At 68.3% G+C, this 20,570-nt stretch carries 1 protein-coding gene; it reads left to right on the top strand.

Translation table 11 applies throughout. The annotated features are described in order from the left end of the window. The first annotated feature begins 85 nt into the window (after positions 1-85). Positions 86-20,566 carry a non-ribosomal peptide synthase/polyketide synthase gene (locus tag AC3A4T_RS09080; protein WP_487675195.1) on the top strand — a complete coding sequence of 6,827 codons (20,481 nt, stop codon included), beginning with the start codon at positions 86-88 and terminating at the stop codon, positions 20,564-20,566. Positions 20,567-20,570: the final 4 nt, after the last annotated feature.

Genomic DNA, 20,570 nt, shown 5'->3' with positions numbered 1-20,570 from the left:
CGGGACGTCGCCGTCGCGGACGCGGCGGTGCAAGGGATTACCGATTTCTTTTTGCTCGTGGTCGAGAATGGAGTCAGCCGTGGTCATGCCTTCGACGTGTTCTTCATTGGCGCAGTTGCTGCGCCGTCACGCGGAGGATGCGCGGCAGCGCGAACGCATCGCGTTCCGGTTCCTGGCCGACGGCGAGGGCGCGGGCATTGCGTTGGACTACGCCGGCCTGGATCGCGAAGTCGCGCGGGTCGCGGCCGGATTGCGGCGTGTCACCGCGAGCGGCGACCGCGTGCTGTTGCTGCTGCCGCCGTCGCTGGACTACATCGTCGCGTTCCTGGCCTGTTTGCATGCCGGCCTGGTGGCGGTGCCGGCGTATCCACCGGGCAATCGCCGCACCTTGCCGCGTCTGCGCGCGATCTTCGACGATTGCCGGCCCGCGGCCTGCATGGTCCTGGACGATGAAGTCCGCGAACGCTGCATGCGCGAATTCGCGACCGCCGCCGCGGGCGTCGCCTGGATCGATCCGCGTACGCTGCCGGCCGGCGCGGACGAGGCCGGATGCGAGCCTTACCCTGCCACCGAGTCGACACCCGCGGTGCTGCAATACACCTCGGGTTCCACATCCGCGCCGAAGGGCGTGATCGTCACCCACGGCAATCTGATGGCCAATTGCGCGGCCGCGGTGGCGCGCTACGGCATGAGCCGCGATGACGTCGTGGTCTCGTGGTTGCCGCCGTTCCACGACATGGGCCTGATCGGCGCCATCGCTTACCCCTTGTTCGCCGGCGCCGGTTGCGTGCAGTTTCCGCCCGCGGCGTTCATGCGTCGGCCGCATCGCTGGTTGCGCGCGCTGTCGGACCATCGCGCCACGCTGACCGTGGCGCCGAATTTCGCCTACGCCTTGATGGCCGAGCGTGCGGACGATCCGCTGTTGCGCGCGATCCGCCTGGACAGCGTGCGCGTCGCGGTCAACGGCGCCGAGCGCATCCGGCCCGATACCTTGCGTCGCTTCGCCGATGCCTATGCCGACCGCGGATTCGCGCCGAGCGCGTTGACGCCCGCGTACGGACTGGCCGAAGCCACCTTGCTGGTCGCCGCGCGATTGCGCGCGCCCGGCGAGCCGCTGCGCACGATCGTGCTGGATCGCCGCGAACTGGCGCGTGGACGCGTGATCGTCGCCAGCGACGAGGACGGCATCGAACTCGCCAGCGTCGGCACCCCGGCGGGCGCGCGCGTGCTGATCGCCGATCCGGTCAGCGGCCTGGCCTCGCGGGATGCATGCATCGGCGAGATCCTGGTCCGCGGCGGGTCGGTCGCGGCCGGCTATTGGGATCAACCGGAGGGCACGCGCGAGAGTTTCACCGAACGCGACGGCGAAACATGGCTGCGCACCGGCGACCTGGGTTTCGTGCACGAAGGCGAACTCTACGTCGCCGGCCGCTCCAAGGAACTGCTGATCCTGGGCGGACGCAACCTGTATCCGCAGGACATCGAGCAAACCGTAGCCACGGTGGAACCGGCCTTCAGCGCGGACGGCTGCGCCGTGTTCGCGCTCGAGGACGAGGATTCCGGCGCGCTCGCGATCGTCCTGGAAATCTCCGGCGCCAGCGCGGTCGACAGCGTCGATCTGGCGGCGAGAATCCGCGCCGCCTTGGCCGAGGCGCACGACATTTACGATCTCGCCCGCGTCGTGCTGGTGCGCGCGGGTCATTTGCCGCGCACTTCCAGCGGCAAGGTCCAGCGCGGCCGCTGCCATGAACTGCTGCGCGAGGGCGCATTCTCCGCGGTGTGGGAATGGCGGGTGGAGCAAGCGGCCGACGCATCCGCCGATCTTGATTCGCTGGGCGAAGACGACGTGGCGGATCGGATCGACGGGATCGTCGCCGACGTGCTCGGCGCCGTGCCGGCGGACCGGCACCAGGATCTGTTCGCGTTCGGTCTGGATTCGATCCAGGCCAGCATGTTGATCGCGCGTCTGCGCGAAGCGTTCGGGGTGGATTGCACGCCGGCGGATCTGTTCGCATCGCCGACGCTGGCCGGGCTTGCCCGGATCGTGCGGGCGGCGCAGCGAAGCGATGGCGATGCGTTGCCGTTGGCGGATCGCGGGTTACCGCTGCCGTTGTCGTGGTCGCAGCAGCGGTTGTGGTTTCTGGACAGATTGGATGCGGCGGCCGGCGCGGCGTATCACATCGCGGCGGGCGTGCGCTTGCGCGGCGCGCTGGACGAAGCGGCGCTGACGCGGGCGCTGGATCGGATCGTCGAGCGGCACGAGTCGCTGCGCACGGTGTTCGAGCACGGCGCGGACGGCCCGGTGCAGGTGATACGGGCGGCAACCGGGCTGGTGTTGGAGCGGCAGGATCTGCAAACGGTGCCGGAGTCGCAGCGCGAGGTGGCGCTGGCGCAGGCCTGCATAACGTATGCGTCGGAGCCGTTCGACCTGTCGGCGCAACCGCCGGTACGTGCACTGCTGCTGCATGTGCAGGCCGATGAACACGTGCTGGTACTGGTGCAGCACCACATCGTGTCCGACGGCTGGTCGCAGGGTGTGCTGGTGCGCGAACTGGCCGCGGTGTACGCCGCGTATGCGCAAGGTCGGCCCGATCCGTTGCCGGTCTTGCCGCTGCAGTACGCCGACTATGCGGCGTGGCACCGGGCGCGGCTGTCGCAGACCGACAGCGACAATCAAGTAAAGGTATGGTGCGAGCAACTGCGCGGCGCGCCGGAATTGCTGGCGTTGCCGACCGATCGTCCGCGACCGTCGTTGCAGAGTTATCGCGGCGGCTGGCTGCCGCTGCGTCTCAACGCGGACTTGACCCGTCGGTTGCACTCGCTGGCACGGGCGCACGGCACGACGCTGTATACGGTGCTGCTGGCGGGCTGGAGCGCGCTGCTGTCGCGGCTGAGCGGACAGGACGAAGTGGTGGTGGGTTCACCGGTGGCGAATCGACCGCGGCTGGAACTGGAAGGCCTGATCGGATTTTTCGTCAACACGCTGGCATTGCGCACGCGGGTAGAGGGATCTGCCACGGTCGCGGATTTGCTGGCGCAGGTTCGCGCGACGACCCTGGCCGCTTACGAGCATCAGGAGGTGCCGTTCGAACGCGTGGTCGAGGCGCTGCATCCGCAGCGCAGCCTGAGTCACAGTCCGGTGTTCCAGACGCTGCTGAGCCTGGACAACACGCCGGAGCGCACGCTGGCCTTGCCTGGACTGGACGTGGAAGCTTATGCGGTTTCGCATGGCGCGACCCAGTTCGATCTGAGCCTGACGCTTCGGGAAGAAGGGCAGGAGTTGAGCGGGGCGATCGAGTATTCCAGCGATCTGTTCGATGCCGACACCGTGGCGCGTTGGTCGCAGTGGTTTGAGCGTTTGCTGGATGGCATGACGCGGTTGCCGGAGGCGACGATGTCGTCGCTGGCGTTGCTGGACGAGCACGAACGCGCGCAGCTACTGCAAGCGAGCGCCGGCCCGTCGACCGAGCAGCCGCAGCAGACGTTGGTGGATTTGTTCGAGTCGCAAGTCGCGCGTACGCCTGACGCGGTAGCGCTGCGCTGCGGCGCGGCGCAGTTGAGCTACGCGCAGTTGGAAGCCGCGTCCAACCGGGTCGCGCATGCCTTGATCGAGTTGGGCGTAGTGCCCGATATCCGCGTGGGTCTTTGCGCCGAGCGCGGAACCGAACTGGTGGTCGGCCTGCTGGGCATCCTGAAAGCCGGCGGCGCCTACGTGCCGCTGGACCCGGGCTATCCGCGCGAACGTGTGTTGCAGATGCTGGAAGACGCTTCGCCGGTCGCCGTAGTGAGCGCTGGCGGCGCGGCCGCGCGACTGGGCGTGGACGGGGTTGCGGTGCTGGAAGTGGAAGACACTGCCGACAGCGCGTTGTCGAACGCGCCGCGGGTGGCATTGCGTCCCGATCACCTGGCTTACGTGATCTACACCTCCGGCTCCACCGGTAGGCCCAAGGGCGTGGCGATCGAACATCGCAACACGGTCAACCTGCTGACGTGGGCGCATGGCGCGTTCGCCGCGGAGGACCTGGCGCGCACGGTGTGTTCGACCTCGGTCAATTTCGACTTGGCCGTATTCGAATTGCTGGTGCCGTTGGCCACGGGCGGCAGCGTGGTGCTGGTAGAGGACCTGCTGCGCGCTGGCGCGCAGCTCGAAGGCGCTACCCTCATCAACACGGTGCCTTCGGTATTGAAGGCGGTGCTGGACGCAGGCGGCCTGCCGTCCAGCGTGCGCGCGGTAAATCTGGCCGGCGAGCCGCTCAAGCGCGACTTAGTCGAGCAGGTGTTCGCGCAGACCCAGGCGGCCTGGGTGGCTAATCTTTATGGCCCGACCGAAACGACGACGTACTCGACCTGGGTCTCGATGCCGCGCTCGGCGGGCTTCGTGCCGGGCATCGGCACGCCAGTGGCGAATACGCGCGCCTACGTGGTCGACGACCACGGCGAACTGGTCGCACCGGGCGTAGTTGGCGAGTTGTGGCTCGGCGGCGCGGGCGTGGCGCGTGGCTATCTGCATCGCCCGGAGCTGACCGCCGAGCGCTTTATCGACGATCCGTTCGTGGCGGGGGGCCGCGTGTATCGCACCGGCGATCTGGTCCGGCGTCGCGGCGACGGCGGTCTGGACTATCTGGGACGCAACGACTTCCAGGTGAAGCTGCGCGGTTACCGGATCGAGCTGGGCGAGATCGAGGCTGCACTACAGGCCTGCGATGGCGTACGCGACGCGGTGGTGGTCGCGCGCGGCGAGGCGGGATCGGAACGAAGCTTGGTGGCGTACTGGCAGGGCGATGCGATCGAAGTGTCGGCATTGCGGAACCAACTGCAATCGCGACTGCCCGAGTACATGCTGCCGTCGGCCTATGTGCACGTAGACCAGTGGCCTCTGACGCCCAACGGCAAGCTGGATCGCGCGGCGTTGCCGGCGCCAGAAGGCGATGCGCATGTGCGGCAGGTCTACGAAGCACCCGAAGGCGAGGTGGAACAAGCGCTGTCGCAGGTGTGGACAGAGCTGCTGGGCGTCGAACGAGTCGGCCGCCACGATCATTTCTTCGCATTGGGCGGACATTCGTTGCTGGCGGTGCGGTTGCAAGCACGGGTGCAGGAACGCCTTGGCGTGGAGTTGCCGCTGCGCGAGGTATTCGCCGAGCCGACCTTGGCCGGTCAAGCACGACGCGTGCAGGCCGGCGTCGGCAGCGGGTTGCCGGCGATCATGCCGGCCCCGCGCGAGGATCGATTGCCGTTGTCGTGGTCGCAGCAGCGACTATGGTTTCTGGATCGGCTGGATGCGGCCGCCGGTGCGGCCTATCACGTAGCGGCGGGCTTGCGCTTGAGCGGTGCACTGGACGAGTCGGCGCTGGAGCGTGCGCTGGCACGAATCGTCGAGCGTCACGAGGCTCTGCGCACGCGTTTCGAGGACGTGGAAGGCGAGCCGGAGCAGCGGATCGAGTCGGCCTCGGGTTTCGCGTTGCGACGCGTGGATCTGTCGACGATGCCGACACAATCGCGTGAGGCTGCGCTGGAAACACAGATGCGCGAGGAGGCGCAATCGCGTTTCGATCTGTCGTGCGGTCCGCTGATCCGCGGGCGTCTGCTGCGACTGGAGACCGACGAGCACGTGCTGTTGGTGACTCAGCACCACATCGTCTCCGATGGCTGGTCGCTCGGCGTGCTGGTGGAGGAACTCAGAGCGTTGTACGCCGCATTCGCGCAAGGCCTGGACGATCCGCTGCCGCCGTTGCCGGTGCAGTACGCCGACTATGCGCTGTGGCAGCGCGGTTGGCTGAGCGGTGCGCGCTGGGAAACGCAATCGCATTACTGGCGCGAGCAGTTGCGCGGCGCACCCGAGTTATTGGCGCTGCCGACCGATCGGCCGCGTCCGCCGGTGCAGAGTTACGCGGGACGGACGCATACGGTGCGGCTGGATGCGGCGCTGACCAAACGCCTGCGCGCATTGGCGCAAACCCACGGCGCGACTTTGTATATGGTGCTGCTGGCGGGCTGGAGCGCTTTGCTGTCGCGACTGAGCGGGCAGGGCGAGGTGATGGTGGGCACCGCGGTGGCGAACCGTCGCGACAGCCGTCTGGACGGCCTGATCGGGTTCTTCGTCAACACCCTGGCGCTGCGGCTGGAATTGCCGCGCGACAGCACCACCGCGCAGTGGCTGGACAAGGTCAAGCAGGTGGCCCTGGACGGGTTCGTGCATCAGGACGTGCCGTTCGCGCAGGTGGTCGAGTCGATGGCGCCCGAGCGCAGCCTGGGCCACAACCCGCTGGTGCAGGCGATGTTCGTGCTGCAGAACGCGCCGCGCGGCGGCGATCCGTCGCTGCACCAGCTGCGGGTCGAGCGGATCGCGATTCCGCATACGACCACGCAATTCGACATCTCGTTGTCGCTGACCGAGACCGAGGACGGATTGAGCGGTGCGATCGAGTACGCCAGCGATCTGTTCGATGCCGATACCGTGGCGCGTTGGTCGCGATGGCTGGAGCGCTTGCTGGACGGCATGGCGCGGTCGCCGGACGCGGCGGTGGCGTCGCTGGCGTTGCTGGACGAAGACGAGCGTGCGCGGCTGCTGCAAGGCAGCGCCGGTCCGTCGTCCGTGCAGCCGCAGCAGACGCTGGTGGAACTGTTCCAGGCGCAGGTCACGCGCACGCCCGACGCGGTGGCGTTGCGCAACGGCGCGGCGCAGTTGAACTATGCGCAGTTGGAGCTTGCGTCCAATCGAGTCGCGCACGCCTTGATCGAGCGGGGCGTGGTACCCGACACCCGCGTGGGCCTGTGCGCCGAGCGCGGGATCGAACTGGTGATCGGCCTGCTCGGCATTCTGAAAGCCGGCGGTGCCTACGTGCCGCTGGACCCGGGCTATCCGCGCGAACGCGTGCTGCAAATGCTGGAAGACGCTGCTCCGGTCGCGGTGGTGAGCGCCGGTGGAGCCGCCGCGCGACTCGGTATCGACAGCGTTGCGGTGCTGGAAGTGGAAGCCACCGCCGACAGCGCGCAGGTGCACGCGCCGCAGGTGGCGTTGCGTCCCGACCACTTGGCCTATGTGATCTATACCTCAGGCTCGACCGGCCGGCCCAAGGGCGTAATGGTCGAACATCGCCAGTTGTTGCACCTGTGGCAAGGCATGCGCGAGCGCGTGTTCGACGAACTGCCGCAAGGACTGCTCGTGGCGCTCAACGCCAGTGTTTCCTTCGACGCCTCGCTGCAGGCGCTGGTGCAACTGGGCTCGGGCCACACCGTGTGCGTGGTACCCGCGAACGTTCGCGCCGACGCCGCGCGCATGCTGGACTTTCTCGACGCCGAAGCGATATCGGTATTCGATTGCACGCCATCGCAACTGGACCTGTTGATCCACGGCGGCCTGTTCGAACGCCCGTTGCCGCGACTGCGCGCGATCCTGGTCGGCGGCGAAGCGTTTCCGGTCGCCGCATGGAAGCGCGCGGCGGCCGCGCCGGTGGCCTGCTACAACGCCTACGGCCCGACCGAATGCACGGTCAACAGCACCTTGGCGCGAGTCAGCGCCGAGTGCGGCCCGCATCTGGGCGAACCGCTGCCGGGCGTGCAGGCCTATGTGGTGGAGGCCAATGGAACATTGGCCGCGCCGGGCGTGGTCGGCGAGCTGTGGCTGGGCGGCAACGGTGTGGCGCGCGGTTATCTGCATCGTCCCGAATTGACCGCTGAACGCTTCATCGACAATCCGTTCGGCGAAGGCCGGCTGTATCGCAGCGGCGATCTGGTGCGACGTCATGCCGATGGCAGGCTCGACTACCTCGGTCGCAACGACGATCAGGTCAAGATCCGCGGCCATCGCATCGAACTCGGCGAGATCCAGGCCTGTCTGCGCGAAGCCGACGGTGTGCGCGATGCACTGGTGACCGTGGTGCGCGATCGCGACGGCGAACCGCGCATCGCCGCCTACGTCGTCCCCGATCCCGCGGCTGCGGACGCCCACGCGGCGGACGCGCAAGTCGAGCAATGGTCCGGCATCTTCGACGAGCAGGCCGACGAGGACGGCGGCGACGGTTCCGACAACTTCGATACGGTCGGCTGGAACAGCAGCTACACCCGCGACGCGATCGCGGACGAGGCCATGCGCGAGTGGCTCGACACCACGCTCGCGCGGATCCGCGAACTGCGCCCGCGGCGCGTGCTGGAAGTCGGCTGCGGCACCGGCCTGCTGCTGCAGAACCTGGCCGCGGACTGCAGCCGTTACGTCGGCACCGACCTGTCGGCGCGGACCGTGGGCAAGCTCGCCCGCCGCATCGCCCGCGATCCGGCCATCGCCGCGGTCGCGGCGGTAGGCGCGGCGCCGGCGCACGACCTGTCGGCGGTGGCGGAGCGTTTCGATACCGCGATCCTGAACTCGGTCGCGCAGTACTTCCCCGATGCGGACTATCTGCAGCGCACGCTCGAAGCGATGCTGTCGCGGCTTGAGCCGGGCGGCCGTCTGTTCGTCGGCGACATCCGCCATTGGGGTCTTGGCGAAGCCTTTCATCTGTCGGTCGCGCTGCATCAGGCTGCGGCCGGCGCCCGTGATGCGCAGGTGCTCGAGCAGGCGCGGCGGCGGGCGATCGCCGATCGCGAATTGCTGGTCGATCCGGCCTGGTTCGTGTCCTTGCGCGACCGCTATCCCCAGATCCGCGACATCGAGATCCTGCCCAAGCTGGGCGAGCGGCATACCGAAATGGCGGCGTTCCGCTACGACGTCGTCATCCATACCCATGCGGCGAGCAGCCACGACGACGCACCCACCGACGCCGCGCCGCCGCTGGATTGGCGCGACTGGCGCGGCACCGCCGCGTTGACCGCGATGCTCGACGCGGCCGCCGCCGATCCCTCGTCGATCCTCGCCGTGTGCGGGATCGCGCATCCGTGGGTCGCGCCGTTCGCGCGCATGCTCGAACAGCGTCGGGTGATGCCCGGTTTCCTGCCGTACCGGCCGCAGGCCGTGAGCGACGACGACAGCCTCGGCGTGCTGCCCGCGCAACTGGCGGCCATGTGCGCCGAGCGCGGCCTGGGATTGCGACTGAGCTGGGCCGACAGCGGCCGCGACGGTCGCTACGATGCCGCGATCGGTGCGCACGCACAGCTGCGGGCGCTCGCGGGCGCCGCGTTTCCTTGTTCGCCGGCGCCGTCGTCGGGCTTGCACAGCTGGCCTTTGCTCGCGGCCGCATGCGCCGACCTGCCGCTGCGCCTGCGCGCCGCGCTCTCGCGCCGGCTGCCCGAGCACATGCTGCCGTCGGCGTTCGTGCCGATGGTGCGCTGGCCGCTGACGGCGGGCGGCAAACTCGATCGCGCGGCGTTGCCGCCGCCGGACGAGGACGCGCTGGCGCGTCGCGCGTTCGTCGAACCCGCCGACGGTGTCGAAGCCGCGTTGGCCGGATTGTGGCGCGACCTGCTCGGCATCGAGCGGATCGGGCGTAACGATCATTTCTTCGAGATCGGCGGCCATTCGCTGATGGCGGTGCGGCTGGTGGCGCGCATCGAGGAAGCGCTCGGCGTGCAGTTGCCGCTGCGCGAGGTATTCGAACATCCCACTCTCGCAGCCATGGCGGCGCAAGCGGGCCGTGCTCACGCAGGACGATTGCCCTCGGTGTCGCCGGTCGCGCGCGATCGCGAGCTGCCGTTGTCGTGGGCGCAGCAACGGCTGTGGTTTCTCGACCGGATGGATCCCGAAGGCGCCGCGGCCTATCGGATGCCCGGCTGGTTCAAGCTCGAGGGCGAGCTGGATATCGCTGCGTTGCGCCGCGCATTGGACGCGCTGGTCGCCCGGCACGAAACCTTGCGCACCCGTTTCGTCGCCAAGGACGGGATAGCGCATCAAGACATCCTGCCGGCCGAATCGGGATTCGCGCTGCGGCAGATCGATCTGTCGCACTTGCCCGAAGACGCGGCCTGGGAGGAGGCGCGCACGGCCTGTCTGCAAGAGGTCCGGCGCGGTTTCGATCTGGCCGCGGATACGCCCATCCGCGGTCTGTTGGCGCGCATCGGTGAGCGCAGTCACGGCTTGCTGGTGCTTCAGCATCACATCGCCTCGGACGGATGGTCGGTGGCGATCCTGACGCGGGAGTTGTCGACGCTTTACGCCGCGTTCGCCGCCGGCCGGCCCGACCCGCTGCCGCTGCTGCCGGTCCAGTACGCCGATTACGCGGTGTGGCAACGCGAGACCATGCCCGCGCACGCGCATGAGGATCATCTGGCGTTCTGGCGAGCGCACTTGCACGGCGCGCCCGAGCGGCTCGAACTGCCGACCGACCGGTCGCGCCCGGCGACGCTGAGCACGCGCGGCGGCGAAGTGATCCGCCGCCTCGATGCGCGCCTCGGCGACGCCGTGCGCGGCTTCGGCGCGGCGCGCGGCATGACCTTGTTCATGACCGCGCTGACCGCGTGGTCCGCGCTGATGGCGCGCCTGAGCGGACAGGACGATATCGTCGTCGGAACGCCGGTCGCCAATCGGGTCAGGGCCGAGTTGGAGCCGTTGATCGGCTTCTTCATCAACAGCCTGCCGCTGCGCTTGCGCCTGGATAGCGAAGAGACCTTCGAAGGTCTGGCCCGGCAGGCCCGGGTCACCGCGCTCGATGCTTACCGGCATCAGGACTTGCCGTTCGAGCAGATCGTCGAAGCGGTGCGGCCCGAGCGTGGCGAGGCCAGCCATGCGCCGCTGTTCCAGACCATGCTGCTGTGCCAGAACATGCCGCGCGCCGAACTGGCGCTGCCCGGGATCGAGGCGACGGCGCTGGCGCCGCTGGAGATCGGCGCCAAGTGCGACCTGACCGTGTACGTCAGCGACGACGATGGCCGGATCGAACTGCGTTACGAATACGCCGCCGATCTGTTCGATCCGGCCAGCATCGAACGCTGCGCCGATCATTTCGAGGCTTTGTTGCTGACAATGACGCAGGCGCCGGAAACGGCGATCGTGTCGGCGCCGCTGGCCGCGCGCGTTCGCGTTGACGAGGCCGTCGCCACGCAGCCTGAGGCAACCAGTTCCGATGTGCTGGCGCTGTCGCCGCACCAGCAGCGGCTGTGGTTCATCGAGACTTTCGAAGCGGGCAGCCTGTATCCCTCCAGCCCGACGTATCACAACCTGCCGTTGCTGCTGCGGCTGAGCGGCCGGGTCGATGCCGACCGCCTGCGCGCCGCGCTCGCGCAAGTCGTGGCGGCGCAACCGGCGCTGCGCACGCGGATCCTCGCCGAGGACGGACGAGTGGGGCAGCGTTTCGTCGAAGACGAACGGATCCCCTGGTCGCAGGTCGACACGGACGCCGACCCGATCGAAGCCGCGCTGGCCTGGGCCGCCGAGCCGATGCCGCTGGGCGAGGGCGCGTTGCTGCGCGCGCGGCTTTATCGCGACGGCGAGCAGCCGAGCCTGCTCGCGCTCAGCGTTCACCATATCGTCGCCGATCGCGCCGCGTTGGCGCAGATCGCGCACGCGATCGTGCAGGCCTACGACGGCGCGCCGATCGCGACGATCCAGACCGACGAATACCTGGCCAGACTGCATCGCGATTCACACACGCGGCTGACCTTCGAGCCCGCCGCGCTGTACTGGCGACGGCAGCTGCGTGCGCCGCTGCAGGCGGTCGAGCTTCCGCTCAATCGTCCGCGGCCGACGGTGCATACCTATACCGCCGCGCGCATCGATTTCCGCATCGACGGCGCGGCGGCGGCGGTGCGCGCGACCGCCGCGCGCGCCGGCAGCGACGAGGCCACCGTGGCCAGCGCGGCCTTCGCCGCGCTGATCCGGCGCTATGCCGGGCACGAGGACATCGTGTTCGGAACCAGCGCCGCGGCCGAGTCCGCCGCGCCTGCCGTAGCCGCGCTCGGTCCGTTCGCCAATCTGCAGGTAATCCGTCAACGCATCGACGCCGACACCCGCGTCGCCGCGTTGCTCGCCGACACCGCACGGGTGCGCGCGCAGGCCGATGCGCACGCGCGGGTTCCGTTCGACCGCCTGGTCCAGTGGCTGGCGCCCGAAAAGGACATGAGCCGCACCGCGCTGTTCGATCTGCTGTTCCAGTTCGAGCGCGCCCCGAGCGTGCGACAGGGCGCCGACTTCGCCGTGCGCATGGTCGAGACCAACCTCGGCTACGGCAAGAACGATCTGCACCTGTTGGTCAGCGACGAAGGCGACGGCTACGCCTGTCGTCTGGTCTACAACGCCGACTTTTTCGATGCGTGGATGGCGGAGCAGATCGCCGGCCATTACGCCGCGCTGTTGCGCGAGATCACCGGCGACGGTTCGCGCGAGGTCGACGCGCTGCCGTTGCTGTCCGCGGTCGAGATCGAGCGACAACGCGAACTGGCCCAGGGCGCGCGCGCCGGTTACCCGGATACGCAGACCTTGCATGGGCTGATCGGGCGCCGGGCCGGACAGGCGCCGGATCGGGTCGCGATCCTCGACGAGCGCGGCAGTCTCACCTATTCGACGCTCGAAGCGCGCGCCAACCGGTTGGCGCGGCTGTTGCGCACGCGCGGCGCCGCGCCGGGCGACCGCATCGGCCTGCTCGCAAGCCGTTCGATCGAGGCGGGCGTGGCCATTCTCGCGATCCTGAAGGCGGGATGCGCTTATGTGCCGCTCGATCCGGATGCGCCGGCCGAACGCATCGCCTTCACCCTGGATGACGCCGGCGCGCGCCTGGCGGTGATCGCGGGCGGCGCGAACGCTCAAGGGCTGCCCGCGCACTGCGTAGCGGTGAGCAGCGACGATCCGGGCCTGACGCAGCACTCGGACGCGGCGATCGGCGAGGACGTGCAGGCCGATGCCGATGCCTATGTGATCTATACCTCCGGTTCAACCGGGCAGCCCAAGGGCGTGCCGATCACCCATCGCAACGTGGTCCGCCTGCTGGTCAACGATGCCTTGCCGTTCCGTTTCGACTCGGACGATGTGTGGTCGGTATTCCACTCGTTCGCGTTCGACTTCTCGGTCTGGGAATTGTTCGGTCCGTTGCTGCATGGCGCCTGCGCGGCGATCGTGCCGGGCCCGTTGCGCACCGATCCGCTGGGCTTCGCCTACTGGCTGGCGGAGCATCGCGTCAGCGTGCTGAGCCAGACGCCGTCGGCGTTCCTCGCGTTGTCGCGCATGCTGCCCGAAGCGATCGATTTCGCCGCGTTGCGCTATGTGGTGTTCGGCGGCGAATCGCTCAACCCGAGCAAGCTGGCGCCGTTCCATCAACGGCACCCGCGGGTTGCGCTGGTGAACATGTACGGCATCACCGAAACCTGCGTGCACGTGACCTTCAAGCACCTCGGCGCGGCCGAACTCGCCAGCGCCGACAACAATGTCGGCCGGCCGATCCCGACCACCCGCGTGTATATCCTGGACCAGGACCGCCGGATGCTGCCGTACGGCGCGACCGGCGAAATCTACGTCGGTGGCCTTGGCCTCGCGCGCGGCTACCTCAATCGCCAGGCATTGACCGCCGAGCGTTTCGTCGCCGATCCGTTCGAGCCCGGACAAGTGCTGTACCGCTCCGGCGATCTCGGACGCTTTCTCGACAATGGCGATATCCAGCACCTGGGGCGCATCGACCAGCAGGTGCAATTGCGCGGATTCCGGATCGAGCCGGGCGAGATCGAAGCGGCGCTGCTGCGATTGCCCGCGGTTGCGCAGGCCGCCGTCGTCGCGCGCGCGGATCGTTCCGGCGATCTGCGCCTGATCGCCTACATCGTGCCGGCCGGGTCGGCGCATCAGGATCTGACAGGCCTGGATGTACCCGGCCTGCGCGCCGCGCTGTGCGCCAGCCTGGCCGAGTACATGGTGCCGTCCGCGTTCGTGCCGATGGCCGCGTTGCCGCTGACCCGCAACGGCAAGCTCGATACCGACCGGCTGCCGGCGCCCGATCGCGATGCGGTCGGCGCGCTCGCTTATCAGGCGCCGCAAGGCGAGGTCGAGTCGGTGATTGCCGAAGTCTGGGCGCAGTTGTTCGATCTGCCGCGGGTCGGACGCCACGACCATTTCTTCCGCCTCGGCGGCCATTCGTTGATGGTCGTGACCTTGATCGAACGGCTCGCCCAACGCGGATTGCGGCTCGACGTGCGCAGCGTGTTCTCGGCGCCGGTGCTGTGCGATCTGGCCGCGCTGGCGACCCAACCCGGGCCTGTGTTCGCGCAGGCCGGTGTGGCCCCGCTGCCGGGCCTGGACGATGCCGACGTGCGCGATACCCTACTCAGGGCGCGCGGACGCGTCGACGATCTGGAAGACGCCTATCCGCTGTCGCCGCTGCAGCAGGGCATGCTGTTCCATCATCTGCGCGACGAGGGCGCGGACGCGTATCTGATCCGCACGCTGCTCCAGTTCGAGCGCCGCGACGACATGGAGGCGTTCGCGGCGGGACTGCAGTCGATGGTCGATCGCTACGACATTCTGCGCACCTCGATGCATTGGCAGGGGCTGCGCGAGCCGCTGCAACTGGTGCATCGCGGCGCGCGTCTGCCGGTCGAGACGGTGACGCCGCCGCCGGGCATGAGCGCGACCCAGGCGCTGATGCAGGCCAGCGACCCGGCGCGGTTACGGCTGGACCTGACCCGCCCGCCGCTGCTGCGCGCCTGGACCGCGTTCGACGAAGCTTCGGGCGCGTGGCTGCTGGCGATCCTCAACCATCACATCGTCAGCGATCACGTCAGTCTCGAACTGGTGCTGGCGCAAGTCGCGGCGCAGGTGCGCGGAGATCGTGCAGATGTGATTCCGTCTGCGCCGTATCGCGAATTCATCGAGTCGGTGGCGGCGTCGTCTGAGGCCGAGCATGCGGCGTATTTCTCGGCGCTGCTCGGCACGATGGACGAGATTACCGCGCCGTTCGGGGTGGCGACGGTCGCCGATGGCGTGATCGGCGCGAGCAATGGCGTACGCCGGGTCGACCCCGCATTGGCCGCGCGTCTGCGCGACTGTGCGCGCGAGGCCGGCGTCAGCGCGGCGGCGGTGTTCCATCTGGCCTGGGCCTTGGCGCTGGGCGCCGCGAGCGGGCGCAGCGACGTGGTGTTCGGCACCGTGCTGAGCGGACGGCTGCACAACGCATCGCTGGCCGCGACCCCGGGTGTGTTCATCAATACCTTGCCGATGCGCGTGGACTTGGACGCTGCCTCGGCGGTCGACGCGTTGCGCGCCCTGCATCAGCAACTGGGCGCTTTGCTGGAGCACGAGCATGCGTCGCTCGCGCTGGCGCAGCGGTGTTCGGGACTCGGCGCGGGCGCGGCGCCGTTCGCGGCCCTGATCAATTACCGCCACAGCGCGGGATTGTTGGCGGGCATCGAGGACGCGGGCGAGGGCGGCGGCGTGGACGGCGCCTTTGGCATGCGGCTGCTGGTCAGCGACGAGCACACCCATTATCCGCTGGCGTTGTCGGTCGACGATTACGGCGCGGGATTCGCGCTGAAGGTGCATTGCGCGAAGGGCATCGAGTCGGAGGCTGCGCTAGAGCGCGTCGAACATGCGGTGAGAATTCTGGTCGGGGCGCTTGAAGACGAGGCCGCCGGCGCGGTGACGGTGACGCCTTCCGCTCTGCCCACGTTGTCTGCTAGCGAGCGCAAGCGTTTGACCGTGGACTGGAACGCGACCGATCACGCGTACGCGTGCGAGGTCATGCACGCCGGCTTCGAGCGCCAGGTGCGCGCGTGTCCGCAGGCGCTGGCGGTGTTGTGCGGGGAGGAGCGCTGGAGTTACGAGGCGCTGAACAAACGTGCGAACCGGATCGCCCACGGGCTGCTCGCCGACGGCGTGCAGGCCGGCGACCGGGTTGGCATCCTGCTCGAACGCGGTCCGTGGATGGTCGCGGCGGTGCTGGCGGTGGCTAAGGCGGGCGCGGCTTACGTGCCGCTGGATCCTGCTCATCCGGTGCAGCGGCTGCGCGAGACATTGGATGACTGCGCGCCGCGGATGGTGCTGTCGCAGCGGTCCTTGTCGCAGCACGATGGCTTGTCGGCGGCGCGAGTGCTTTGCGTCGACGATGCGGAGCCCTGGTCAAACCAGCCGGCATGGAATCCATCGTCGCAAGGCATCGGCGTGGACGCGCAAGCGTTGGCGTATGTGATCTACACATCAGGCTCGACCGGCCGACCGAAGGGCGTAATGGTCAAGCACGCAGCGGCGGCGAACCTGTTCGCGTGGGTGGAATCGACCTTCGCGATGGGACCGTCGGACCGGGTGCTGTTCACCACCTCGTTGAGTTTCGATCTGTCGGTGTACGACCTGTTCGGCGTGCTGTGGAGCGGCGGCAGCGTGCATGTGGCGCGTTCCGAAGAGGTGCGCGATCCGGCGCGGTTGATCGGACTACTGCGCAGCGGGATCACGTTCTGGGACTCGGCGCCCGCGGTGTTCGCGGGATTGGTGAGTTCGCTGACGGAAGAGGTATCGCGCGATCTGCGACTGGCGTTCTTCAGCGGCGACTGGATCGGCCTGGACCTGCCCGATGCGGTCCGGCGCGCCTTCCCGCGTTGCGAAGTGGTGGCGCTGGGCGGCGCGACCGAGGCGACGGTGTGGTCGAACTACCATCGTATCGAGCGGGTGGAGCCGCACTGGAAGAGCATTCCGTACGGCCGTCCGATCTGGAACGCGCGTTATTACGTGCTCGATGCACGCGGCGAGCCGAGTCCGATCGGCGTGCCGGGCGATCTGTATATCGCCGGCGATTGCCTGGCCGAAGGCTACTGGAACCGCGAGGAACTGACCGCCGAACGGTTCGTGCCCGATCCGTTCGTGCCGGGCGAACGCATGTACAAGACCGGCGACCGGGCGCGCTTTTGGGCGGACGGGACGATGGAGTTCCTGGGTCGCAACGATTTCCAGGTGAAGATTCGCGGTTATCGGATCGAGCTGGGCGAGATTGAGGCGGCGTTGCAGGCCTGCGAGGGCGTGCGCGATGCGGTGGTGGTGGCGCGCGGTGAAGCGGGATCGGAGCGGACCCTGGTGGCGTACTGGCAGGGCGACGCGGTCGACGCATCGGCATTGCGGAGCCAACTGCAATCGCGCCTGCCCGAGTACATGCTGCCGTCGGCCTACGTGCGCGTAGACCAATGGCCGCTGACGCCTAACGGCAAGTTGGATCGCGCGGCGTTGCCGGCGCCGGACGGCGATGCGCATGCGCGGCAGCTGTACGAAGCACCCGAAGGCGACGTTGAGCAGGCGCTGTCGCAGCTATGGACGGAACTGCTGGGCGTCGACCAGGTCGGCCGCCACGATCACTTCTTCGCCTTGGGCGGGCACTCATTGCTGGCGGTGCGTCTGCAGGCGCGGGTGCAGGAACGCATCGGCGTGGAGTTGCCGCTGCGCGAGGTATTCGCCGAACCGACCTTGGCTGGTCAGGCACGACGCGTGCAGGCCGGCGTCGGCAGCGGGCTGCCGGCGATCATGCCGGCCTCGCGCGAGGATCGATTGCCGTTGTCGTGGTCGCAGCAGCGGTTGTGGTTCCTGGATCGGCTGGATGCGGCCGCCGGCGCGGCCTATCACGTAGCCGCGGGTCTGCGCCTGCACGGCGCGCTGGACGAGTCGGCGCTGGAACGTGCGTTGGCGCGGATCGTCGAGCGTCACGAAGCCTTGCGCACGCGTTTCGAGGACGTGGAAGGCGAGCCGGAGCAGCGGATCGAGCGGGCCACGGGTTTCGCGTTGCGACGCATGGATCTGTCGGCGCTGCCGATGGACTCGCGTGAAGCCGCGCTGGAAACGCAGATGCGCGAGGAAGCGCAATCGCGTTTCGATCTGGCGCGCGGTCCGTTGATCCGCGGGCGCTTGCTCCTGCTGGATGCCGACGAGCACGTGCTGCTGGTAACCCAGCACCACATCGTCTCCGACGGCTGGTCGCTCGGCGTGCTGGTGGAGGAACTCAGAGCGCTGTACTCCGCATTCGCGCAAGGCCTGGACGATCCGCTGCCGCCGTTGCCGGTTCAGTACGCCGACTACGCGCTGTGGCAGCGTGGCTGGCTGAGCGGTGCGCGTTGGGAAACGCAGTCGCATTACTGGCGCGAGCAGTTACGCGGCGCACCCGAGTTATTGGCGTTGCCGACCGATCGGCCGCGTCCGCCGGTGCAGAGCTACGCGGGACGAATGCATGCAGTGCGGCTGGATGCGCAGCTGACCAAACGCCTGCGCGCATTGGCGCAAACCCACGGCGCGACCTTGTACATGGTGCTGCTGGCGGGCTGGAGCGCTTTGCTGTCGCGACTGAGCGGGCAGGGCGAGGTGGTGGTGGGGTCGCCGGTCGCCAACCGGCCGCGTGTCGAGCTGGAAGGACTGATCGGCTTCTTCGTCAACACCCTGGCGCTGCGCACGCGAGTGGAGAATTCGACCTCGGTGGCCGCATTGCTCGCGGATATTCGCGAGACCACCCTGGCCGCCCACGAGCATCAGGATCTGCCGTTCGATCGCGTGGTCGATGCGGTGCAGCCCTCGCGCACGCTGGGCCATGCGCCGATCTTCCAGACCCTGCTGGTACTGGACAATACGGCGGACAAGCCGGCGGCGGCGTTGCCCGGCATGCGCGTCGAGGCGCTGTCGATTCCGCATGCGACCACGCAATTCGATATCTCGCTGTCGCTGACCGAAACCCAGGACGGGTTGAACGGGGCGATCGAGTACGCGAGCGATCTGTTCGACGCCGACACCGTGGCGCGTTGGTCGCAGTGGTTTAAGCGTTTACTGGATGGCATGGCGCGGTCGCCGGATGCGGCGGTGTCGTCGTTGGCGTTGCTGGACGAGGACGAACGCGCGCAACTGTTGCAAGCAAGCGCCGGTTCGTCGATCGAACAGCCGCAACAGACACTGGTGGACCTGTTCGAGTCGCAAGTCGCGCGTACGCCCGACGCGGTGGCGCTGCGCAGCGGCGCGGCGCAGTTGAGCTACGCACAGTTGGATGCCGCATCCAACCGAGTCGCGCACGCATTGATCGAGCTGGGTGTAGTGCCCGACACCTGCGTGGGCCTGTGCACAGAACGCCGGATCGAACTGGTGGTCGGCCTGCTGGGCATCCTGAAAGCCGGCGGCGCCTACGTGCCGCTGGATCCGGGCTACCCGCGCGAACGCGTGCTGCAGATGCTGGAAGATGCTTCGCCGGTCGCAGTGGTAAGCGCCGGTGGCGCGGCCGCGCGACTGGGCGTTGACGGCGTTGCGGTGCTGGAAGTGGAAGCGACCGCCAACAGCACGCAGTCGCACGCGCCGAGGGTGGCATTGCGTCCCGACCACCTGGCCTACGTCATCTACACCTCTGGCTCCACCGGCCGTCCCAAGGGCGTGGCGATCGAACATCGCAACACCGTCAACCTGCTGACCTGGGCGTGTGGCGCGTTCGCCGCGGAGGACCTGGCGCGCACGGTGTGTTCGACCTCGGTCAATTTCGATCTGGCCGTATTCGAACTGCTGGTGCCGCTGACCACGGGCGGCAGCGTAGTGCTGGTAGAGGATCTGCTGCGCGCCGGAGCGCAACTGGAAAGCGCGACCCTGATCAACACGGTGCCTTCGGTATTGAAGGCGGTGCTGGACGCAGGCGGCCTGCCGGCCAGCGTGCGCGCGGTAAATCTGGCCGGCGAGCCGCTCAAGCGCGATTTGGTCGAGCAAGTATTCGCGCAGACGCAGGCGACCTGGGTGGCGAATCTGTACGGCCCGACCGAAACGACGACGTACTCGACCTGGGTCTCGATGCCACGTTCGGCGGGCTTCGTGCCGGGCATCGGCACGCCAGTGGCGAACACGCGCGCCTACGTGGTCGACGAACACGGCGAACTGGTCGCGCCGGGCGTGGTCGGCGAGTTGTGGCTCGGCGGCGCGGGCGTGGCGCGTGGCTATCTGCATCGCCCGGAGCTGACCGCCGAACGTTTTATCGACGATCCGTTCGTGGCGGGTGGCCGGGTGTATCGCACCGGCGATCTGGTCCGGCGTCGCAGCGACGGCGGGCTGGATTACCTGGGCCGCAACGACTTCCAGGTGAAGCTGCGCGGTTACCGGATCGAACTGGGCGAGATCGAGGCGGCCCTGCAGGCCTGCGAGGGCGTGCGTGACGCAGTGGTGGTCGCGCGCGGCGAAGCGGGTGCGGAACGAAGTTTGGTGGCGTACTGGCAGGGCGATGCGATCGAAGCTTCGGTGTTGCGGAACCAACTGCAATCGCGACTGCCCGAGCACATGCTGCCCTCGGCTTATGTGCACGTAGATCAGTGGCCGTTGACACCGAACGGCAAGCTGGATCGCGCGGCGTTGCCGGCGCCGGAAGGCGATGCGCATGTGCGGCAGGTCTACGAAGCACCCGAAGGCGAAGTGGAACAGGCGCTGTCGCAGGTGTGGACCGAACTGCTGGGCATCGAACGGGTCGGTCGCCACGATCACTTCTTCGCCCTGGGCGGTCACTCGCTGCTGGTCGTGCGGCTGCAGGCGATGATCGAACGCCGCTTGCAGCACCGCTTGACCATGGTGGAGCTGTTCACCCACACCACCGTCGCGCAACTGGCGGCGTTCATTCGCGACGGCGATCGCGAGGCCGGTCGCTTGACCGACAGCGATCGCCGCGGCGAGCAACGGCGCGAGGCCTTGCGTCGCCGCCGCGGCAGGCGTGCGTCGGCCGAGCACGAAATCGAATTGGAAGATTGAACTC

This window comes from Lysobacter sp. Soil_N_51, from assembly GCF_057655755.1.
Note: the sequence above shows the minus strand (reverse complement) of the source record. Positions and strands in the feature narration are given on the sequence as shown.

Excerpts from the sequence above, each read along its gene's own strand:
- AC3A4T_RS09080 (WP_487675195.1), top strand. The coding sequence starts at position 86 with ATGCCTTCGACGTGTTCTTCATTGGCGCAGTTGCTGCGCCGTCACGCG.